The sequence below is a fragment of the Kosakonia sp. LAM2021 genome (assembly GCF_016620385.1).
GTDB lineage: Bacteria > Pseudomonadota > Gammaproteobacteria > Enterobacterales > Enterobacteriaceae > Kosakonia > Kosakonia sacchari.
The window spans coordinates 156274-176237 of record NZ_JAENHT010000001.1 but is presented as its reverse complement, the minus strand read 5'-3'; the positions used below and the strand labels follow the sequence as shown (position 1 = coordinate 176237).

Sequence of the window (19964 nt, the reverse complement as noted above, 5' to 3'; positions counted from 1 at the left end):
AAAACAGCCCATTACAAACGGAACTGGCCCGCAGGTTGGCCGTAAAATTAATCAAAACTTTCGTTGCAGGCCAGATTAACCATGAACCCATTACAGAAACTTTTTAGCGCTTTGTTTCCACAGTCCGCAGGTAACAACGTCGCGGACGTGCAGCCAACTTCAGGAGTGACTATGTCAGACAATTTTCTCGCTTTAGCCAAACAACGCCGCACCATTTACGCCCTGGGTAAAGATCTGCCGGTGGCAGAAGATGTCGTCATTGAAACCATCAAAGAAGCGATTCGTCAGGCGCCTTCTGCGTTTAACTCACAGAGCTCCCGCGCGCTGATCCTGTTAGGTAAAGAACATGTGCAGTTCTGGGAGCTGACTCGCGAGCAACTGAGAAAAATCGTGCCGGAAGAGAGCTTTAAAGCCACTTCCGACAAGCTGGACGGCTTTGCCGCAGCGGCGGGTTCCGTGCTGTTCTTTGAAGATCAGGATGTGGTGAAAGGCTTGCAGGAGCAGTTTGCCGCTTACGCCGATAACTTCCCGGTATGGTCTGAACACAGCACCGGTATCGCACAATACGCCGTGTGGCTGGCGCTGGCCGAAAAAGGCATTGGCGCGAATCTGCAACACTATAACCCGCTGGTTGACGCCGATGTGCAGCGCACCTGGGGTATTCCGGCGAACTGGAAACTGCGCGGTCATATGAACTTCGGTTCGATCGTGGCACCCGCTGGCGATAAAGCCTTTATGGATGACGCTAAACGCTTTGTGGTTGCCCGTTAATCGACGGAATTCACGCTGCACGCTGTGAGCTGACAGCCATAAAAAAGCCGCCTTAATAAAGGCGGCTTTTTATTTACAGCAGGTAAAACTTACTGCTGGCTTTCACGCTCAGCAATAAAACCCAGCGCTTTGTTGATACGCGCGATACTCCGCGCCTGGCCAATGGCGTGAACGGTGACATCCAGCGCCGGAGACTGTCCCGCGCCGGTCACGGCAACGCGCAGCGGCATACCGACTTTGCCCATACCTACTTCCAGCTCATCGGCAGTCGCCTGAATCGCGTGGTGAACGTTTTCCGCCGTCCAGTCGGTGATAGCAGCCAGCTTGTCTCGCACCACTTCCAGCGGCTGACGCGCAACCGGACGCAGGTGTTTTTTCGCTGCATCTGCGTCGAATTCGTCAAACTCTTCATAGAAATAACGGCAGCTTGCCGCCATCTCTTTCAGCGTTTTGCAACGCTCGCCGAGCAGCTTCACTAATTCAAACAGCTGCGGGCCGGTATGGGTGTCGATGTTTTCCTGTTCAATGTGCCACTGCAGGTGCGTCGCCACATACTCCGGATCAAGCGTATTGATGTAGTGATGGTTCAGCCACAGCAGTTTGTCGGTGTTGAACGCGCTCGCCGACTTGCTTACCGCACCGAGTGAAAACAGCTTGATCATCTCTTCACGGGTGAAGATCTCCTGATCGCCGCTCGACCAGCCCAGACGCACCAGATAGTTAAGCAGCGCTTCCGGCAGATAACCATCGTCGCGATACTGCATTACGCTGACCGCGCCATGGCGTTTGGAGAGTTTTTTACCATCGTCGCCGTTAATCATCGACACGTGCGCGTAAACCGGAACCGGCGCGTTCAGCGCTTTCAGGATGTTGATCTGACGCGGCGTGTTGTTGATATGGTCTTCACCACGAATAACGTGGGTGATTTCCATATCCCAGTCATCAACCACAACGCAGAAGTTATAGGTCGGTGAACCATCAGTACGGCGAATGATCAGGTCATCGAGTTCGAGGTTGCTGAACTCAATCGGGCCGCGAATCTGGTCGTCAAAAATAACAGAACCATCCTGCGGGTTGGCAAAACGCACGACGCACGGTTCATCATCCGCATGATGCGAGTGGTCATGGCGGCAGCGGCCGTCATAACGCGGTTTTTCATTGTTTGCCATCTGCGTTTCGCGCAGTTGCTCAAGGCGTTCTTTCGAGCAGTAACATTTATAGGCGGTGCCGGCTTTGAGCATTTCATCAATGACCGCGTTGTAGCGGTCGAAACGTTTAGTCTGGAAGTACGGACCTTCGTCCCACTCCAGGTTCAGCCAGTTCATGCCATCCATGATGGCTTCAATTGCTTCCGGAGTGGAGCGCTCAAGATCGGTGTCTTCAATACGCAGCACAAACTCACCGCCGTGATTACGTGCAAATAGCCAGGAGTAAAGAGCAGTGCGCGCGCCGCCAACGTGCAGATAGCCGGTGGGGCTTGGCGCGAAGCGAGTTTTGATTTTCATGAAATGGCCTTACGTTTATAAAGATGCCGACCGTCGGCAATAGCGAAAATGAAAGTGGGCGATATTCTATCACTGTGGGCTGATTCCTCAATGTTGTTGCCGCAATGAGGGGGTTATCTGGCTATTTTGTTTAGAAATCATGCTCTCGCGACGCTTTACGCAGCGGTTTGTCTAATTTTACGACGAACGAACAATTTCTTTTGAAAATGCGTTGACTCATTTTCAACTCTCCCTATAATGCGACTCCACACAGCGGGGGTGATTAGCTCAGCTGGGAGAGCACCTCCCTTACAAGGAGGGGGTCGGCGGTTCGATCCCGTCATCACCCACCACGATTTTTGTGGCTTCCGCAGTGTAGATAAGAATGAGAAGTGGGTGATTAGCTCAGCTGGGAGAGCACCTCCCTTACAAGGAGGGGGTCGGCGGTTCGATCCCGTCATCACCCACCACTTTCTCACCAGCGAATTCTTATCAGTTGAAGTACCGAAGTGGGTGATTAGCTCAGCTGGGAGAGCACCTCCCTTACAAGGAGGGGGTCGGCGGTTCGATCCCGTCATCACCCACCACTTCGGGTCGTTAGCTCAGTTGGTAGAGCAGTTGACTTTTAATCAATTGGTCGCAGGTTCGAATCCTGCACGACCCACCAATGTAAAAAAGCGCCCTAAAGGCGCTTTTTTGCTATCTGCCCAAATAAAAGATTCGAACCTGCAGCAGGTTCGAGTCGAACGTAGTGAGACAACGGAGCCGCTTGCGGCGACGGCCCGAAGGGCGAGCAAAGCGAGTCATCCTGCACGACCCACCAATGTAAAAATGGCGCTGGCGGCGCTTTTTTGCTATCTGCGATTTACCCTTTATCTGCCCATTCCACCATTCCAGCCTTCAGTTGAAATCTATTGATTACCAACCGCGCGACTCCCATTATGCGACCAGTAAACCAATGAATTTTTCCCGCCGCACAATTTTCTTTAGGGCAGCATATAAGCGCTTAAATACCTGTCGGGTTAGCCATTAAACCTACCCTGACAGCAATAGAGAAACGAATAAAACCCCATTATTTTCAACGAGTAAAAACGGTAACGTTTACCCATAATTTATCCTTAATGTCCCGATATGATGCCCGCCGAACCGCCATTCGATTAAGACAATTCAAGAAATGAATGATGACGGCCGATAACCATGTTTTATGGCAAAAAGGAGTGTGCAATGACCACAATCTCGACAACAACTGCGTCAATTCAAACAGGTAGCGCGGGTAGTTCATCGTCTACCGGCAACGATACCGCTTCGCAAATCAGCCGCATTACTCAGAAGATCACCAAGCTGACGCAGCAGCTGAAAGAAATCGCTAACGGGAGCGGTTCGACGGAAGACAAGAAGAAACAGCAAGAGATGATTCAGACTGAAATCCAGCAACTGCAAGCGCAGCTGGCGCAACTGCAGCGCAAACAGGCTGAGGAAGCAGAGCAGAAACAAGCCCAGCAGCACCCGCAAACGAAAGCGGAAGGTGTTAACAAACCTTCCGACGATCATCAGATTGATATTTACGTCTGAGTAAATAACGGATCGTCCTCACGGGCCTGGTTTAAACACCGGGCCTGTTCTCTTACGACTTCCCACAATGCCTGCGCCGCCCCCGAGAGTGACCGATTTTTTCGCCGCACCAGCATAATTTTGCGCTGCATATCCGGCACCAGCCGTTTTACTGTCAGCTCACTTCCCTGCGGCAGCGGCAAGGCGAGTGCGGGCAGAATGCTAATGCCGATCCCCGCTTCGACCATTGGAAACAGCGTTGCCGGATGGCCAATCTCCTGCACGATTGTCGCGCGCACAGCAAAATGGCGCAGCGCCGCATCGATAAGCGGTCGGCTACCTGACGCGTAATCCTGCACCACTAATCTCGCACCATCCAGCGCCGACCAAGGCACCTCCGCAAGCTGTGCCCACAAATGATCGCTGCGACACAGCAAAAAGAATGGCTCCTCGAGGATCTCTTCGCTCTGAAAATCGTTCGCCGGGCCTGGATCTATCACAATGCCAAAATCCACCTCGCCCTGGCGAATACTTTCCAGCACCCATTGCTGCGGCCGGTCGTGCAACACAAAATCAATTTCCGGATAGCGCTGGTTACTGCTGGCGATGCACTGTGGGATCAGGTGCGCCGAAATGGTCTGGCTCGCCGCCACACGCACTGTGCCAGTCAGTTGCTGCCCGACGCGCCCGGCTTCACGCAGTGTGCTGCTAAGCTCATCTAACAGCCGCTCGAGGCGTCCGGCCAGTTGATGTCCGGCTTCGGTCAGCACCACTTCGCGGGTGGTACGGTCGAGTAAGCGTACACCGGTTTGCAGCTCCAGCTCTTTCACGCTATGGCTTACCGCCGACTGGCTGAGGCCGATTATCTCCCCTGCCCGGCTAAAACTTTTGGCCTGCGCCACCGTGACAAAGACGCGTAACTGACGTAAGGAATAATTCATCTTATAAATTCATGAATGGATGCAATAAATCAATTTTATTTCTCAAAGCAGAAAAAGCACAATAGCGACACCGACTTTCAGGAGTGCACATGAAACTTTTTCGTATCCTTGATCCTTTTACGCTCACGCTGGTCTGTACCGTTTTGCTGGCCTCTTTCTTCCCGGCGCGCGGCGGCTTTGTGCCGTTTTTCGAAGGGCTAACCACCGCCGCGATTGCATTGTTGTTTTTTATGCACGGCGCAAAACTGTCGCGCGAGGCGATCATCGCTGGCGGTAGCCACTGGCGTTTACACCTTTGGGTAATGTGCAGCACGTTTGTGCTTTTCCCGGCGCTCGGCGTGCTGTTTGTCTGGTGGTCGCCGGTGAATGTCAGCCAGGAGCTGTATACCGGTTTTCTGTATTTGTGCATTCTGCCTGCGACCGTTCAGTCGGCAATAGCCTTTACCTCGCTGGCGGGCGGTAATGTCGCGGCGGCGGTTTGCTCGGCATCGGCCTCCAGCTTACTCGGCATCTTCCTGTCGCCGCTGCTGGTTGGCCTGCTGATGGATCTGCACGGCGCAGAAGGCAGCCTTGAGCAAGTGGGTAAGATCATGCTGCAACTGCTGCTGCCGTTTGTGCTGGGCCACCTTTCACGCCCGTGGACCGGCGCTTTTGTGGCGAAACATAAGAAGTGGATTTCAAAAACCGACCAGACGTCGATTCTGCTGGTGGTTTACTCCGCCTTTAGCGAAGCGGTGGTGAACGGCATCTGGCATAAAGTGGGCATCGGTTCGCTGCTGTTTATCGTGGTGGCGAGCCTGGTGTTGCTGGCGATTGTCATCGTAGTGAACGTAGTGGTGGCACGGAAATGTGGCTTTAACAAAGCCGATGAAATCACTATTGTTTTCTGCGGTTCGAAAAAGAGCCTCGCCAACGGTATTCCTATGGCCAACATTCTGTTCCCGACGTCGGTGATCGGGATGATGGTGCTGCCGCTGATGATCTTCCATCAGATCCAGTTGATGGTCTGCGCCGTGCTGGCGCGCCGTTATAAACGTCAAACGGAGCAACAGCAGGCGCAGGAAGCGGCGAAAGCTTAATTGCGTTTCAGGGGCTGTACCAGGTGGCTCAGCCCTTCCGTTTTGATCAGTAACGTTATCTGCATCAACTCGCCCAGCCGCCCGGCGGGAAACGAATCCTTCCGGGCAAACCACAGCAGATACTCTTCAGGCAGATCGATAAGCCGCCGCCCCTGGTATTTACCAAACGGCATGATGGTATTAGCAATCTCGACGAGCTGTTCCTTTTCCATTTACGCTCCCAGCAGGCGAATCATCTCGGCTTCGTCGATCACCTCAATCCCCAGTTCCTGCGCCTTCGCAAGCTTGGAGCCCGCCGCTTCCCCGGCGATCACCAGATCCGTTTTCTTCGACACGCTGCCCGCAACTTTTGCCCCTAGCGCTGTTAAACGTGCTTTAGCGTCATCGCGTGAAAGCTGACTCAGGCTACCGGTTAGCACGATAGTTTTCCCGGCAAACGGGCTGTCGATCTCGTCAGCCTTGATGACAACCGGCGCTGGCCAGTGAATGCCAACATCCTCGACTAACTGGCGGATAACCTCGCGGTTGCTCTCTTCATTGAAGAAGTTGTCCACGTGTTTCGCGACCACAACCCCAACATCAGGCACTTTTTGCAGCTCGTCAACGCTTGCTGCCATCAGCGCCTCCAGCGTACCAAAGTAAGCCGCCAGACCGGCTGCCGTGGCTTCGCCAACCTCGCGGATACCGAGCGCATAGAGGAAACGAGCAAAGGTTGTCTCTTTGGCTTTCTCCAGCGCATTGACTACGTTTTGCGCCGATTTAGGCCCCATACGATCCAGCCCGGTCAGCTTACCTGCCGTAAGACGGAATAAGTCTGCCGGTGTATGGACGTACTCTTTTTCCACCAGTTGGTCGATTATCTTGTCGCCCATGCCATCCACATCCATCGCGCGACGGGAGACAAAATGCTTCAGCGACTCTTTACGCTGCGCACCACAGATTAACCCGCCGGTACAGCGGGCAACGGCTTCGCCTTCAACACGCTCAACATCGGAACCACACACCGGGCAGTGTGTCGGAAAAAGCACTTCACGGGTTTCTTGTGGACGCTCGGAAAGCACCACATTGACCACCTGCGGGATCACATCACCGGCGCGGCGAATCACTACTTTATCACCAATACGCAGACCCAGACGGTCGATTTCATCGGCGTTGTGCAGTGTAGCGTTGCTGACCAGAACCCCGGCGACGTGTACCGGCTCAAGCCTGGCAACAGGCGTAATCGCACCGGTACGCCCGACCTGGAACTCAACATCACGAACAAAGGTCATCTGCTCCTGCGCCGGGAATTTGAAGGCGACTGCCCAGCGCGGCGCGCGAGCGACAAAGCCCAGCTGTTCCTGTAAATCGAGCGAGTCGACCTTAATCACCACGCCGTCAATATCAAAACCGAGCGTTGGACGATCGGCTTCAACCTGGTGGTAGAAGGCCAACACCTCTTCCGGCGTGCTGCACAGACGTATACGGTCACTTACCGGCAGCCCCCAGGCTTTGAACTGCTGCAAACGCCCCAGATGGCTGCGCGGCAGTTCGCCCCCTTCGAGAATGCCGATGCCATAGCAGAAAAAGGTCAGGGGGCGTTTGGCGGTGATACGTGGATCGAGCTGGCGCAATGAGCCTGCGGCCGCATTACGCGGGTTGGCAAAAACTTTCGCACCGGTACGACGCGCATCTTCGTTGATTTTTTCAAAACCCGACTGCGGCAAAAACACTTCACCACGCACTTCGAGGCGGGCGGGAATATTGTCGCCGTGCAGCTTGAGCGGGATGGCGCGGATAGTGCGCACGTTAGTGGTGATATCCTCTCCGGTGGTGCCATCGCCGCGCGTTGCCGCACGCATCAGCACACCGTTTTCGTAGAGAATACTCACCGCCAGGCCATCCAGCTTTAGCTCGCAGCAGTAGGTAAGCGCGTCGGTGCTTTTCAGTCTGTCCTGCACACGTTTGTTAAAAGCGAGGAAACTCTCTTCGTCAAACACGTTGTCTAGCGACAACATCGGCACTTCATGACGTATCTGGCTAAAAGCCGTAAGCGGCGCTGCGCCAACACGCTGCGTCGGCGAATCAGGCGTCACTAAATCAGGGCGCTGCGCTTCGAGCTCACGCAGTTCACGCATCAGACGATCGTACTCGGCATCCGGGATCTCCGGCGCGTCCATAACATGGTACAGATATTCATGATGGCGAAGGCTGGTTCGCAGTTCTGTCAGTTGTTGTTCAATTGAGTCCATATCGCACCATCAATGATAAAAAACCCCCGACTGGCGGGGGTTCTGGAAGGAAATAATGTTCGATCCCGTTACGCGTTGGCGTCTTTGACCTCGCGAATACGATCCTGGTATTCACGTAATTTCTGCGGCGTCATCATCCGACGCTGATCGTCCAGCACCACACCACCGACTTCATCGGCGATATGCTGTGCGGATTGCAGCATCAGTTTAAAGTTTTGCAACTCGTCGCCATAGGAAGGCACCTGCATAAAGATGGTGACGCCTGGCGTTGCCATCTCGCTCATCGTATCAACATCAAACGTGCCGGGATTGACCATATTGGCCAGGCTGAAAAGCGCCGGGCCACTGCCGTCCGGGCTAAGATGACGATGAAAAATGCTCATATCGCCGAATTTAAACCCGGCCTGCAAAATGCTGTTCAGCAGCACTTCGCCATTCAACGTGCTGCCATGGTGTGCAGCAACGTTCATGATAATCACGGTCTCTTTGCGCTGCGGTTTTTCGATTGGCGCTTCGACAACCGGTTCAGGTTCCGGCTGAGGTGCGGGCTGCGCAATTTCAGGTTGCGATTGATACTGGGGCGCAGGCTGCTGAGGTGCCACTGGTTGTTGTGGTGCTACAGGCTGTTGCGGCGCGTGACGCACCGTCTGCGTTTCAAAGGCAGGAACTTGCGCAGGACGCTCCGGCTGCTGCTGGGAATAAGGCTGCTGCGCGTGGTGCGGTGGCTCTTCAGGTTGAACAGACGGTGCCGACGGGCGTGGTTGTGCCGACGCATAAGGCGGCTGATATTGGTGCTGACGCGGCGCGTCCTGCTCGTTACTGGCTCCCGGCGCGTGATTCACTTTATGAACACGCACTTCACCTACGCCTTCGTCTTCTTCGACATCCTCGTCATCCAACTCGTCGTCGTCACGTCTCGACTTCATGCGTTTTAATGGGCGATCCCGGAACATGGACGAACGTTCTTTGCGGCTGGTCCAAAACCCATGAACCAGCAAAGCAATTATGGCGATCGCGCCAACAATGATTAATATCAGACGCAAATCCTGCATCATTATATTCTCTGTTGTTCTAACACCTTGCCACCACGGCAAACATTTACTCACTAAGAGTATTTGCCCATTACGTCAAGTGCAAGTGCGCGCGTGTCTTTCGCAGCATAAAGATGAACGAAATTGTGCTTTTTGCTGTTTTTTCGAACATTTCCGAACGGGTTTCCCCCGTCTGATGAATATTATAAGCTGCAGTTTTCGGTCGTCATGAAAGGAGTATGGCCAGATTATGGTTTCATCATCCCCGTCTGTTGCTCGCAGCGGCATGTTTTACTTTTCCCAAGGCTGGAAACTGGTCACACTGCCAGGCATTCGCCGCTTTGTGATCTTGCCGTTAATGGTGAATATCTTGCTGATGGGCGGCGCATTCTGGTGGCTGTTTACCCGCCTGGATAGTTGGATCCCTTCGCTGATGAACCATGTGCCGGACTGGCTGCAATGGCTGAGCTATTTACTGTGGCCAATTGCCGTTGTCTCAATTCTGTTGGTGTTCGGCTACTTCTTCTCAACCCTTGCGAACTGGATTGCCGCTCCCTTTAATGGCTTGCTGGCAGAACAGCTGGAAGCACGCCTTACCGGCGCGACACCGCCCGACGTCGGCGTTTTTGGGCTGCTCAAAGATGTACCGCGCATCATGAAGCGCGAATGGCAAAAACTGGCCTGGTATCTGCCCCGCGCTTTATTGTTGCTGGTGCTTTATTTTATCCCCGGTATTGGACAAACCGTCGCCCCGGTGCTGTGGTTCCTGTTCAGTGCGTGGATGTTGGCTATCCAGTATTGTGACTATCCGTTTGATAACCATAAGGTGCCGTTTAAAGCGATGCGCGTTTCCTTGCGTGAACGCAAGGTTATTAATATGCAATTCGGTGCGCTCACCAGCCTGTTTACGATGATTCCAGTGTTGAATCTGGTCGTGATGCCCGTAGCGGTGTGTGGCGCAACGGCAATGTGGGTCGATTGCTATCGGGAAAAACACGCGGTGTGGCGATAAGGATTTATTCCGTTTCTTATTCCATACTGATTAGCATTATTTCGCCGCAGCATATAGATATGCGATTTCCTTACTTCCCCAACAACAGTAAGTGCGTATGCTGAGGTGACTCCCAAATTTCATACAGTTAAGGACGGGCTATGAGTAAGATTTTTGAAGACAACTCGTTGACGATTGGTCATACGCCGCTGGTTCGACTGAACCGCATCGGTAACGGCCGCATTCTGGCGAAGGTCGAATCACGTAACCCAAGCTTCAGCGTAAAATGCCGTATCGGTGCCAATATGATTTGGGATGCCGAAAAACGCGGGGTGCTGAAACCGGGCGTAGAACTGGTTGAACCAACCAGTGGCAACACCGGGATCGCGCTGGCCTATGTCGCAGCTGCACGCGGCTACAAACTGACGCTGACCATGCCGGAAACCATGAGTATCGAACGCCGTAAGCTGCTGAAGGCATTAGGCGCGAACCTGGTACTGACGGAAGGCGCAAAAGGCATGAAAGGCGCTATCCAGAAAGCGGAAGAAATTGTCGCCAGCGATCCGGCGAAATTCCTGCTGTTGCAGCAATTCAGTAACCCGGCTAACCCGGAAATCCATGAAAAAACTACCGGCCCGGAAATCTGGGAAGACACCGATGGTCAGGTTGATGTGTTTATCTCCGGCGTAGGCACTGGCGGTACGCTGACTGGCGTAACGCGTTATATCAAAAATACCAAAGGCAAAACTGACCTGATCACCGTCGCGGTCGAGCCAACTGATTCTCCGGTTATTTCTCAGGCGCTGGCAGGCGAAGAGCTGAAACCTGGTCCGCACAAAATTCAGGGCATCGGCGCGGGTTTTATTCCCGGCAACCTGGATTTGAAACTGATCGATAAAGTTGTCAAAATTACCAACGAAGAAGCCATCAGTACCGCGCGTCGTTTGATGGAAGAGGAAGGTATTCTGGCGGGTATCTCTTCGGGTGCTGCCGTTGCGGCGGCGCTGAAATTGCAAGAAGACGAAACCTTTACCAATAAGAATATCGTGGTGATTTTGCCTTCTTCTGGCGAGCGTTATTTGAGCACCGCGTTGTTTGCCGATCTGTTTACTGAAAAAGAATTGCAACAGTGATGCCAGATTGTTAAATAAGCCCAAAAAAGCACCGATTGCGGTGCTTTTTTGTGGCATATATCAAATTTTTGCCCTACCTGGCATTGCCTGAAACCTCCTAGTCTGGTATTTAACCATCACATTTATTTTGATGCGCGAAATTAATCGAAGGCAAGATTTCACCAAGCTGAATCGATTTTATGATTTGGTTCAATTCTGCCTTTCGCTGCATAATGTTTAATGACGAGCGAAACGTCAGCAGCCAGAAGCGCCAGCGTTTGGTTGCGCCAGGCAGGCTTCTGTAGTTTGTCCCGTTGCGCCGGCGCTAACAATACAGGCTAAAGTCATGCCGCCAGGCTAGACTTTAGTTCCACAACACTAAACCTATAAGTTGGGGAAATACAATGTTCCAGCAAGAAGTTACCATTACCGCTCCGAACGGTCTGCATACCCGCCCTGCTGCTCAGTTTGTTAAAGAAGCAAAAGGCTTCTCTTCTGAAATCACTGTGACTTCTAACGGCAAAAGCGCTAGCGCGAAAAGCCTGTTCAAACTGCAAACTTTGGGTCTGACTCAAGGTACTGTTGTGACGTTGACCGCTGAAGGCGAAGACGAGCAAAAAGCGGTTGAGCATCTGGTTAAACTGATGGCAGAACTTGAGTAAGTTTTACTTACGGGTTCTTTTCAAGATCAGTCACAAGTAAAGGTAGGGTTATGATTTCAGGCATTTTAGCATCCCCGGGTATCGCTTTCGGCAAAGCATTGCTGCTGAAAGAAGACGAGATCGTCATCGACCGGAAGAAAATTTCTGCCGACAAGGTTGACCAGGAAGTTGAGCGTTTCCTGAGCGGTCGTGCCAAAGCATCGGCACAGCTGGAAGCAATCAAAACGAAAGCGGGTGAAACTTTCGGTGAAGAAAAAGAAGCCATCTTCGAAGGGCATATTATGCTGCTGGAAGATGAGGAGCTGGAGCAGGAAATCATAGCCCTGATTAAAGATAAGAACATGACTGCCGATGCGGCAGCGCATGAAGTTATCGAAGGTCAGGCAACAGCCCTGGAAGAGCTGGATGATGAATACCTGAAAGAACGTGCTGCTGACGTACGTGACATCGGTAAGCGTCTGCTGCGCAACATACTGGGTATGCCGATTATCGATCTGAGCGCAATTCAGGAAGAAGTGATTCTGGTTGCGGCCGACCTGACACCGTCAGAAACCGCTCAGCTGAACCTGAAAAAAGTGCTTGGTTTTATCACTGACATCGGTGGTCGTACTTCCCACACGTCTATCATGGCGCGCTCCCTTGAGTTGCCAGCGATTGTGGGCACCGGTAGCGTCACCACTCAGGTCAAAAATGGCGATTATCTGATCCTCGATGCGGTTAACAACAAAGTCTACGTTAACCCGAGCGATGAAGAGATTGAGACACTGCGCGCGGCGCAAACTCAGGTTGCTGAAGAAAAAGCCGAACTGGCGAAACTGAAAGATCTGCCGGCGATCACCCTTGATGGTCACCAGGTGGAAGTATGTGCCAACATCGGTACCGTTCGCGATATCGCGGGCGCGGAGCGCAATGGCGCCGAAGGTGTTGGTCTGTACCGTACCGAATTCCTGTTCATGGATCGCGACGCCCTGCCGACTGAAGAAGAGCAGTTCGACGCCTACAAAGCGGTGGCTGAAGCCTGCGGTTCTCAGGCAGTTATCGTCCGTACCATGGACATTGGCGGCGACAAAGAGCTGCCTTACATGAATTTTCCGAAAGAAGAGAACCCGTTCCTGGGCTGGCGTGCGGTACGTATCGCCATGGATCGCAAAGAGATCCTGCGCGACCAGGTACGCGCGATTCTGCGCGCTTCCGCTTTCGGTAAACTGCGAATTATGTTCCCGATGATCATCTCTGTCGAAGAAGTGCGCGCACTGAAGAAAGAGATTGAGATCTACAAACAAGAATTGCGTAACGAAGGCAAGGCGTTTGACGAGAGCATTGAAATTGGCGTGATGGTGGAAACTCCTGCTGCCGCGACAATTGCCCGCCATCTGGCGAAAGAAGTCGATTTCTTTAGTATCGGTACCAATGATTTGACGCAGTACACCCTGGCGGTTGACCGTGGTAATGATATGATTTCACATCTTTACCAGCCAATGTCACCGTCTGTACTCACCCTGATCAAGCAAGTTATTGATGCTTCTCATGCGGAAGGCAAATGGACTGGCATGTGTGGTGAGCTTGCTGGCGACGAACGTGCTACACTTCTGTTGCTGGGGATGGGTCTGGATGAATTCAGTATGAGCGCCATTTCTATCCCGCGCATTAAGAAGATTATTCGTAACACGAACTTCGAAGATGCGAAGGTGTTAGCAGAGCAGGCTCTTGCTCAACCGACAACGGACGAGTTAATGACGCTGGTTAACAAGTTCATTGAAGAAAAAACAATCTGCTAATCCACGAGATGCGCCCAAATTACTGCTTAGGAGAAGATCATGGGTTTTTTCGATAAACTGAAATCTTTGGTTTCTGATGATAAAAAAGACACCGGAACCATTGAGATTATTGCCCCGCTTTCTGGCGAAATCGTCAACATTGAAGATGTACCGGATGTTGTGTTCGCTGAGAAAATCGTTGGTGATGGCATTGCTATCAAACCGACCGGTAACAAAATGGTAGCCCCGGTTGATGGTACTATCGGTAAAATCTTTGAAACCAACCATGCCTTCTCTATCGAATCCGATAGCGGCATTGAACTGTTTGTTCACTTCGGTATCGACACCGTTGAACTGAAAGGTGAAGGTTTCAAACGCATCGCAGAAGAAGGCCAGCGCGTAAAAGTTGGCGATCCGGTAATCGAATTTGATCTGCCGCTGCTGGAAGAGAAAGCCAAGTCAACCCTGACGCCGGTGGTTATCTCCAACATGGACGAAATCAAAGAGCTTATCAAACTTTCTGGTAGCGTAACCGTGGGCGAAACCCCGGTGATCCGCATCAAAAAGTAATGCGTAATGCATAAAAGAATGGCGCCGAAAGGCGCCATTTTTGCTTTACTGCGGCGGTAAAATCAGCTCGTCATAGCCTTTTTCCAGCGTATATCCCATCACTTCTACGACCCGATCGCCCGCAGCCTGTATCGCCATGTCGAGCGCTTTTCCCTGAACAATGCCGCTCACCAGTTCAGAACAAAACAGATCGCCAGTGCCTTTGAGATCTGTCGCCACACGCGGATAACCACTCACATGAACCGCATCAGCAGTAACCAGTACCACGTGGATTTGCTCATCGTGTTGCTCAACCGGCGCACTGGTGATCGCCACCCAATGCAGCGATTCCGATAACAGGCCTTTTGCCGCCTCAATCGCGCTTTGCAAATCCCGGCATGGCTGACCACTCAGCACTTCCAGCTCGAACACATTTGGCGTGATCCCCTGCGCCAGTGGCAGCAGATGTTCACAATATGCCTGCGGAATTTCTGGTTTTACGTAGATGCCGCTGTCGGTATCGCCAATCACCGGATCAACCAGAATTAATAATTGCGGATGTTTTTCCCGCAACACTGTGAGCCACTGAGCCAGCAGTTTTATCTGGCTGGCGCTGCCCATATAACCGGTCGTCACAGCTTTAACGCTGCGCAGAACATCACGCTCTTCCAGCGCCTGTAAATAGCCGTTAAACCACTCATCAGGAATGACGCCGCCGTAAAAGGTGTCATAGTGCGGCGTGTTGCTGAACAGCACGGTCGGCACGGCCAGTACGTTCAAATGATGCTGGCGAATATTCGGCACCGCTATGCTGTTGCCCACGCTACCGTAGACAACCTGTGATTGTACGGCAACGATATCGGCCTGCTGCGCCCGGGTCTTATCCCTGAACAGGATCATCTCCATTACCTCTCCTTAACGGGTTAAATCCCCGCGCCCTGCGAATAACTCTCTTCACCAAATACGCCAGTAGAAAGATAGCGATCGCCGCGATCGCAAATAATGGCGACGATCACCGCGCCCGGGTTCGCTTTCGACACCCGTATTGCTCCTGCTACTGCTCCGCCGGAACTGACACCGCAGAAAACACCTTCCTGCACCGCCAGCGCGCGCATGGTATTTTCCGCTTCGCGCTGATGGATATCCAGCACCTCATCAACCAGAGACGCGTTAAAAATCCCCGGCATATATTCAGCAGGCCAGCGGCGGATACCAGGAATACTGCTGCCCTCTTCCGGCTGCAAACCGACAATCGTCACTTTTTTATCCTGCTCACGCAGAAAACGCGATACCCCGGTAATAGTGCCGGTAGTGCCCATACTCGAGACAAAATGCGTGATTCGCCCGCTGGTCTGTCGCCAGATTTCCGGGCCGGTGGTGGTGTAATGTGCGTAGGGGTTATCCGGGTTGTTAAACTGATCGAGCAGTTTACCTTCACCACGCGCCGACATGGCCAACGCCAGATCGCGCGCGCCCTCCATGCCCTGCTCTTTGCTGACCAGAATCAGCTCCGCACCATAGGCGCGCATCGCGGCGCGCCGTTCCTGGCTCATGTTATCCGGCATCAGCAATTTCATGCGGTAGCCTTTCAGCGCGGCGATCATCGCCAGTGCGATACCCGTATTACCGCTGGTCGCTTCAATCAGTACGTCGCCGGGTTTAATCTCCCCGCGCTTTTCCGCCTGCACAATCATCGACAGTGCCGCTCTGTCTTTTACCGATCCCGCCGGATTGTTGCCTTCCAGCTTGACCCAGATCTCACTACCGTTATCCGGCGTCAGGCGTTGCAATTTGACCAGCGGCGTATTGCCAATGGTTTGTTCTAATGTGTTCACAATCGCTGTCCAATAAAAAACCCGGTCGCAAGATGCATACCGGGCTTGTAGGCCGGATAAACCTGTACGTTATCCGGCAGAAACCACGTCTGTTTAAGCTATCAGGCAGAATCTGCCAGAGCAAGTTCCATGCGGGCCTCAATGCGTTCATTCCCGTTGTATAAACGGGCATGTTGCAGGCCAACAAACAGACGCTCACCGCGCTGCGGAGGTTGCTCATCACGCATCACCACCGTCAACGGTTCCGGGTTCCAGCCCAGCGGCTGCACAACCAGTTGGGTGTAATGGCCTTTCGGGCTGGCTTCCAGCACCTGTACCGGCAGCGGAGAATCGAGGCTAGTGCGGCGGCTGACATCTACTTCCCACGGGCGCAGGAACAGATCGACATCTCCCTGGTAAGCCGGGGTATAACCGAGAGGCCAGCGGTGCGCGCCAACATGGAACTGTCCGCCGCGCACCGTGCCTTTCAGGCGGTTAACCTCGCCCATAAACTCCAGTACAAAGCGGGTTGCGGGTTCGCGCCAGACCTGATCCGGCGCATCCGCCTGTTCAATATTTCCCTGGCTCATCACGACGACGCGATCGGCAACTTCCGTCGCCTCTTCCTGATCGTGCGTCACGAACACGCTGGTGAATTTCAGCTCTTCATGCAACTGACGCAACCAGCGGCGCAGCTCTTTACGCACCTGCGCATCAAGCGCACCGAAGGGTTCATCCAGCAGTAAAATTTGCGGCTCAACCGCCAGTGCACGCGCCAGCGCCACACGCTGTTTCTGTCCGCCGGAAAGCTGTGCCGGAAAGCGTTCCGCCAGATGTGCTAACTGCACCATTTCCAGCAGTTGCGTCACTTTGGCTTTGATCGCCGCCGCATTAGGACGTTCTCGACGCGGCAGCACCGTCAGGCCGAAAGCGATATTGTCGAACACCGTCATATGACGAAACAGCGCATAATGCTGGAATACAAAACCAACGCGGCGCTCGCGCGCATGCAAACGGCTGACGTCAGTCCCGTGAAAACGAATACGCCCGCTGCTCTGATGCTCAAGGCCAGCAATAATACGCAGCAACGTTGTTTTACCGGAACCGGACGGCCCCAGCAGCGCCACCATCTGGCCGGAAGGGATATCCAAAGAGATATCATTCAGCACCTGGGTGCGACCAAAAGACTTCTTAATATTGGCAATCTCAATGCTCATGATTTCCCTCCTGTTGCTGGCGTTTTTCCTGATTATTCAAACGCCACTGCAACGCACTCTTTAAAAACAACGTCAAAATAGCCATCAAGGTCAACAGGGCCGCGGCGGTAAACGAACCGACGGTGTTGTAATCCTGCTGCAGTAACTCAATTTGCAGCGGTAGCGACAGGGTTTCACCACGGATAGAGCCGGACACCACCGACACCGCGCCAAATTCGCCAATCGCCCGCGCGTTGGTGAGCACTACGCCGTACAATAGCGCCCAGCGAATATTCGGCAACGTCACGCGTTTGAACATCTGCCAGCCGGACGCGCCAAGCAGAATCGCTGCTTCGTCCTCCTGACTCCCCTGGCTTAACATCACCGGCACCAGTTCGCGCACCACAAACGGACAGGTGACAAACACGGTAACCAACACCATGCCCGGCCAGGCGAACATAATTTGCAGATTATGCGCATCCAGCCAGCCGCCAAGCGGGCCGTTCGAGCCATAAAACAGCAGATAGATAAGACCTGCGACCACCGGCGAAACAGCAAAGGGAATATCCAGCAACGTCAACAGTAACTGGCGTCCGGGGAAGTTAAAGCGCGTCACCAGCCAGGCCAGCAATGTGCCAAATATCAGGTTCAGCGGCACCGAGATCAGCGCAATCAGCACCGTCAGCCAGATGGCATGCAGCATGTCGGCGTCCGCGAGGTTTTGCAGAACTGGCATCAGGCCTTTGCTAAACGCCTGCACGAAGATGTAAACCATCGGCACGACGAGGATAACCGCCGAGACAATCACTCCCGTGCCAATCAAAAACCATTTGCCCCAGTTCACCTGAGGCTTGTCATAGCGTTTCAATTCAGTTATTTCCGCCATTAGTGACCTACCACACGCTGACCAAAGCGGCTTTGCAAGGTGTTAATGGAAAACAGCAATAGCAGAGAAGCCGCCAGGATCACCGAGGCAATCGCGCTCGCCGCCGGGTAATCAAACTCCTGCAAGCGTACAAAAATCATCAGCGAGGTGACTTCGGTCTTCCAGGCGATATTACCGGCAATAAAGATCACCGCGCCAAATTCGCCAAGGCTGCGGGTAAACGACAACGCGACGCCCGCCATCAGCGCCGGAGAGAGTTCCGGCAGCACCACTTTGCGAAAACTTTGCCAGCGCGTCGCGCCAAGGGTTTCCGCCGCCTCTTCATATTCCGGCCCCAGCTCTTCCAGCACCGGCTGGATGGTGCGTACCACAAACGGAATGCTGGTAAACGCCATTGCCACCGCAATACCGAGCCAGGTATAGGTCACTTTGATATCAAACTTCGCTAACCATTCGCCGTAAAAGCCATTCACCGAAAACAGCGAGGCCAGCGTCAGACCCGCCACGGCCGTGGGCAACGCAAAAGGGAGATCCATTAACGCATCCAGCAGTGTACGGCCCGGAAAGCGGTAACGCGTGAGGATCCACGCCATCAGCAAGCCAAACACGCCGTTAAAAACGGAGGCGACAAACGCAGCAATCAGCGTGACTTTATAGGCGGCCACAACCTGCGGATTAGTGACCACCTCCCAGTATTGCGCCCAGCTCATCTGCGCCAGTTGCATCACCAGCGCGCTCAGCGGCAACAGCAGTATCAGACAAACAAAAAACAGGCTGCTGCCGAGGCTTAAACCGAAGCCAGGCAGCACACGTTTTGATCCTGCAAACATCATTTACGCCCCGCCGCCAGCAACGTGTCCAGTTCACCACCGCTGGCGAAATGGGTTTTCATCACTTCAGGCCAGGAACCAAACTTGTCCTCTACACGGAACAGCGCTGTCTGCGGGAATTTATCGCTCAGTTTTGCCATTACTTCCGGGTTGTTCACGCGATAGTAATAATCAGTAATGATGGTTTGCGCCTGTGGACTGTAAAGCCAGGTGAGATAAGCTTTCGCCGCTTTTTCCGTGCCGTTGGCTTTCACGTTTTTATCCACCCACGCCACCGGGAATTCAGCCAGGATGTTGACCTTCGGTACGACAACCTCAAAACCTTGCGCTTCATATTGCTTGCGGATGTTATTCACTTCCGATTCAAACGAGATCAGCACATCGCCAAGCCCGCGTTCAACAAAGGTGGTTGTCGCGCCGCGACCGCCGGTGTCGAACACCTCAACGTTTTTAAGGAACTGGGTCATAAACTGCTGGGTTTTGGCTTTGTCGCCGCCATCCGCTTGATCCGCTGCGCCCCATGCCGCCAGATAGGTGTAGCGCGCATTGCCGGAGGTTTTCGGGTTCGGGAAAATCAGCTTCACGTCGCTGCGCACCAGATCGTTCCAGTCGTGAATGTTCTTCGGGTTACCTTTACGTACCAGAAACGCCATCGTCGAGTAGAACGGCGAACTGTTATTCGGCAAACGACTCTGCCAGTCCGCCGGGATCAAGTTGCCTTTGTCGTGCAGGATCTGCACATCGGTGACCTGGTTATATGTCACAACGTCCGCTTTCAACCCTTGCAGGATCGCCAGCGCCTGCTTTGAGGAGCCAGCGTGAGATTGCTTAATGGTCAGCTTGTCACCGCCGTTATCTTTCGCCCATTGCTGTTCGAACGGCGTGTTAAGGGCCGCAAATAGCTCGCGTGATACATCATAAGAGCTGTTAAGCAGTTCCGTCGCTTGTGCCTGAGCGGCCCACAGCGTCAGTGCTGCCAGCGTCAGATATCCTTTTTTCAGTAAGTTAACGGCCATTGCGCACCCTTATAAGCTGATGACATTTCGTCACTCAGTTTATTTATAACGAGTGTGAAACCA

At 53.2% G+C, this 19964-nt stretch carries 19 protein-coding genes, 4 tRNA genes and 1 other RNA gene; 13 read left to right on the top strand and 11 right to left on the bottom strand.

Annotated elements, in window-relative coordinates:
* The first annotated feature begins 171 nt into the window (after positions 1-171).
* A complete protein-coding gene (locus JKP81_RS00810; protein ID WP_200550232.1) occupies positions 172-771 on the top strand; it encodes a nitroreductase family protein in 600 nt (199 codons plus the stop codon).
* 89 nt (positions 772-860) lie between these two features.
* Here the strand turns inward: JKP81_RS00810 and gltX are convergent, their stop codons facing one another.
* Positions 861-2276, bottom strand: a complete 1416-nt coding sequence (gltX, locus tag JKP81_RS00805) for a glutamate--tRNA ligase (protein ID WP_200550231.1) — start codon at positions 2274-2276, stop codon at positions 861-863.
* A 256-nt stretch (positions 2277-2532) separates the two neighbouring features.
* Between gltX and JKP81_RS00800 the strand changes: the two genes are divergently transcribed.
* The 6 genes from JKP81_RS00800 to JKP81_RS00775 all read left to right on the top strand — a co-directional run bounded on the left by JKP81_RS00800 (position 2533) and on the right by JKP81_RS00775 (position 3827).
* Positions 2533-2608, top strand: a tRNA-Val gene (locus tag JKP81_RS00800).
* A 41-nt stretch (positions 2609-2649) separates the two neighbouring features.
* Positions 2650-2725, top strand: a tRNA-Val gene (locus JKP81_RS00795).
* Between the two features lie 41 nt (positions 2726-2766).
* Positions 2767-2842, top strand: a tRNA-Val gene (locus JKP81_RS00790).
* A gap of 4 nt (positions 2843-2846) precedes the next feature.
* Positions 2847-2922: transfer RNA gene (locus JKP81_RS00785), tRNA-Lys, on the top strand.
* Between the two features lie 33 nt (positions 2923-2955).
* A non-coding RNA gene (locus JKP81_RS00780) (RtT sRNA) lies at positions 2956-3078 on the top strand.
* 401 nt (positions 3079-3479) lie between these two features.
* Positions 3480-3827 (top strand): FlxA-like family protein, encoded by a 348-nt coding sequence (locus tag JKP81_RS00775; protein WP_020454643.1) that lies wholly within the window; start codon positions 3480-3482, stop codon positions 3825-3827.
* Here the strand turns inward: JKP81_RS00775 and JKP81_RS00770 are convergent.
* Positions 3818-4747: a LysR family transcriptional regulator gene (locus JKP81_RS00770; protein ID WP_200550230.1), complete on the bottom strand. Its 930-nt coding sequence runs from the start codon at positions 4745-4747 to the stop codon at positions 3818-3820. The genes JKP81_RS00775 and JKP81_RS00770 overlap by 10 nt on opposite strands.
* 89 nt (positions 4748-4836) lie before the next feature.
* Between JKP81_RS00770 and JKP81_RS00765 the strand changes: the two genes are divergently transcribed.
* On the top strand, positions 4837-5826 hold the full coding sequence (locus tag JKP81_RS00765; RefSeq protein WP_020454645.1) for a bile acid:sodium symporter family protein: 990 nt from the start codon (positions 4837-4839) through the stop codon (positions 5824-5826).
* Here JKP81_RS00765 and JKP81_RS00760 read toward each other — a convergent pair.
* From JKP81_RS00760 to zipA, 3 genes are all read right to left on the bottom strand, one after another.
* Positions 5823-6038 (bottom strand): DUF3820 family protein, encoded by a 216-nt coding sequence (locus JKP81_RS00760; RefSeq protein WP_200550229.1) that lies wholly within the window; start codon positions 6036-6038, stop codon positions 5823-5825. The genes JKP81_RS00765 and JKP81_RS00760 overlap by 4 nt on opposite strands.
* Positions 6039-8057, bottom strand: coding sequence for an NAD-dependent DNA ligase LigA (ligA, locus tag JKP81_RS00755; RefSeq protein WP_200550228.1), 2019 nt, complete (start codon positions 8055-8057; stop codon positions 6039-6041).
* A 68-nt stretch (positions 8058-8125) separates the two neighbouring features.
* Positions 8126-9112 carry a cell division protein ZipA gene (gene zipA, locus JKP81_RS00750; protein ID WP_200550227.1) on the bottom strand — a complete coding sequence of 329 codons (987 nt, stop codon included), beginning with the start codon at positions 9110-9112 and terminating at the stop codon, positions 8126-8128.
* 226 nt (positions 9113-9338) lie between these two features.
* On the opposite strand from zipA, the gene cysZ reads away from it, so the two are divergent.
* The 5 genes from cysZ to crr all read left to right on the top strand — a co-directional run bounded on the left by cysZ (position 9339) and on the right by crr (position 14180).
* Positions 9339-10100, top strand: a complete 762-nt coding sequence (cysZ, locus tag JKP81_RS00745; RefSeq protein WP_200550226.1) for a sulfate transporter CysZ — start codon at positions 9339-9341, stop codon at positions 10098-10100.
* Positions 10101-10240: 140 nt separating this feature from the next.
* On the top strand, positions 10241-11212 hold the full coding sequence (gene cysK / locus JKP81_RS00740; protein WP_017458913.1) for a cysteine synthase A: 972 nt from the start codon (positions 10241-10243) through the stop codon (positions 11210-11212).
* Positions 11213-11595: 383 nt separating this feature from the next.
* On the top strand, positions 11596-11853 hold the full coding sequence (gene ptsH, locus JKP81_RS00735; protein WP_007370907.1) for a phosphocarrier protein Hpr: 258 nt from the start codon (positions 11596-11598) through the stop codon (positions 11851-11853).
* A 50-nt stretch (positions 11854-11903) separates the two neighbouring features.
* Positions 11904-13631: a phosphoenolpyruvate-protein phosphotransferase PtsI gene (gene ptsI, locus JKP81_RS00730; RefSeq protein ID WP_200550225.1), complete on the top strand. Its 1728-nt coding sequence runs from the start codon at positions 11904-11906 to the stop codon at positions 13629-13631.
* 39 nt (positions 13632-13670) lie between these two features.
* On the top strand, positions 13671-14180 hold the full coding sequence (gene crr / locus JKP81_RS00725; RefSeq protein ID WP_017458915.1) for a PTS glucose transporter subunit IIA: 510 nt from the start codon (positions 13671-13673) through the stop codon (positions 14178-14180).
* Between the two features lie 45 nt (positions 14181-14225).
* Here crr and pdxK read toward each other — a convergent pair whose 3' ends face one another.
* The 6 genes from pdxK to JKP81_RS00695 form a co-directional block, all read right to left on the bottom strand.
* A complete protein-coding gene (pdxK, locus tag JKP81_RS00720) occupies positions 14226-15065 on the bottom strand; it encodes a pyridoxine/pyridoxal/pyridoxamine kinase (protein ID WP_200550224.1) in 840 nt (279 codons plus the stop codon).
* Positions 15066-15082: 17 nt separating this feature from the next.
* Complete coding sequence (gene cysM, locus JKP81_RS00715) at positions 15083-15994, bottom strand: cysteine synthase CysM (protein ID WP_200550223.1); 912 nt, start codon at positions 15992-15994, stop codon at positions 15083-15085.
* A gap of 101 nt (positions 15995-16095) precedes the next feature.
* Positions 16096-17190, bottom strand: coding sequence for a sulfate/thiosulfate ABC transporter ATP-binding protein CysA (cysA, locus tag JKP81_RS00710; protein ID WP_200550222.1), 1095 nt, complete (start codon positions 17188-17190; stop codon positions 16096-16098).
* Entirely contained in the window at positions 17180-18055 is an 876-nt protein-coding gene (gene cysW, locus JKP81_RS00705; RefSeq protein ID WP_200550221.1) for a sulfate/thiosulfate ABC transporter permease CysW, read from the bottom strand. Before cysW ends, cysA begins: the two co-directional genes overlap by 11 nt.
* Positions 18055-18885, bottom strand: coding sequence for a sulfate/thiosulfate ABC transporter permease CysT (gene cysT / locus JKP81_RS00700; RefSeq protein ID WP_017458920.1), 831 nt, complete (start codon positions 18883-18885; stop codon positions 18055-18057). Before cysT ends, cysW begins: the two co-directional genes overlap by 1 nt.
* Positions 18885-19901: a sulfate ABC transporter substrate-binding protein gene (locus tag JKP81_RS00695; protein WP_020454656.1), complete on the bottom strand. Its 1017-nt coding sequence runs from the start codon at positions 19899-19901 to the stop codon at positions 18885-18887. Before JKP81_RS00695 ends, cysT begins: the two co-directional genes overlap by 1 nt.
* Between the last annotated feature and the right edge of the window lie 63 nt (positions 19902-19964).

What these genes read in the sequence shown, in the direction of transcription:
- JKP81_RS00810 (WP_200550232.1), top strand. Translation starts at nt 172, where the DNA reads ATGTCAGACAATTTTCTCGCTTTAGCCAAACAACGCCGCACCATTTAC.
- gltX (WP_200550231.1), bottom strand. Translation starts at nt 2,276, where the DNA reads ATGAAAATCAAAACTCGCTTCGCGCCAAGCCCCACCGGCTATCTGCAC.
- JKP81_RS00775 (WP_020454643.1), top strand. Translation starts at nt 3,480, where the DNA reads ATGACCACAATCTCGACAACAACTGCGTCAATTCAAACAGGTAGCGCG.
- JKP81_RS00770 (WP_200550230.1), bottom strand. Translation starts at nt 4,747, where the DNA reads ATGAATTATTCCTTACGTCAGTTACGCGTCTTTGTCACGGTGGCGCAG.
- JKP81_RS00765 (WP_020454645.1), top strand. Translation starts at nt 4,837, where the DNA reads ATGAAACTTTTTCGTATCCTTGATCCTTTTACGCTCACGCTGGTCTGT.
- JKP81_RS00760 (WP_200550229.1), bottom strand. Translation starts at nt 6,038, where the DNA reads ATGGAAAAGGAACAGCTCGTCGAGATTGCTAATACCATCATGCCGTTT.
- ligA (WP_200550228.1), bottom strand. Translation starts at nt 8,057, where the DNA reads ATGGACTCAATTGAACAACAACTGACAGAACTGCGAACCAGCCTTCGC.
- zipA (WP_200550227.1), bottom strand. Translation starts at nt 9,112, where the DNA reads ATGATGCAGGATTTGCGTCTGATATTAATCATTGTTGGCGCGATCGCC.
- cysZ (WP_200550226.1), top strand. Translation starts at nt 9,339, where the DNA reads ATGGTTTCATCATCCCCGTCTGTTGCTCGCAGCGGCATGTTTTACTTT.
- cysK (WP_017458913.1), top strand. Translation starts at nt 10,241, where the DNA reads ATGAGTAAGATTTTTGAAGACAACTCGTTGACGATTGGTCATACGCCG.
- ptsH (WP_007370907.1), top strand. Translation starts at nt 11,596, where the DNA reads ATGTTCCAGCAAGAAGTTACCATTACCGCTCCGAACGGTCTGCATACC.
- ptsI (WP_200550225.1), top strand. Translation starts at nt 11,904, where the DNA reads ATGATTTCAGGCATTTTAGCATCCCCGGGTATCGCTTTCGGCAAAGCA.
- crr (WP_017458915.1), top strand. Translation starts at nt 13,671, where the DNA reads ATGGGTTTTTTCGATAAACTGAAATCTTTGGTTTCTGATGATAAAAAA.
- pdxK (WP_200550224.1), bottom strand. Translation starts at nt 15,065, where the DNA reads ATGGAGATGATCCTGTTCAGGGATAAGACCCGGGCGCAGCAGGCCGAT.
- cysA (WP_200550222.1), bottom strand. Translation starts at nt 17,190, where the DNA reads ATGAGCATTGAGATTGCCAATATTAAGAAGTCTTTTGGTCGCACCCAG.
- cysW (WP_200550221.1), bottom strand. Translation starts at nt 18,055, where the DNA reads ATGGCGGAAATAACTGAATTGAAACGCTATGACAAGCCTCAGGTGAAC.
- cysT (WP_017458920.1), bottom strand. Translation starts at nt 18,885, where the DNA reads ATGTTTGCAGGATCAAAACGTGTGCTGCCTGGCTTCGGTTTAAGCCTC.
- JKP81_RS00695 (WP_020454656.1), bottom strand. Translation starts at nt 19,901, where the DNA reads ATGGCCGTTAACTTACTGAAAAAAGGATATCTGACGCTGGCAGCACTG.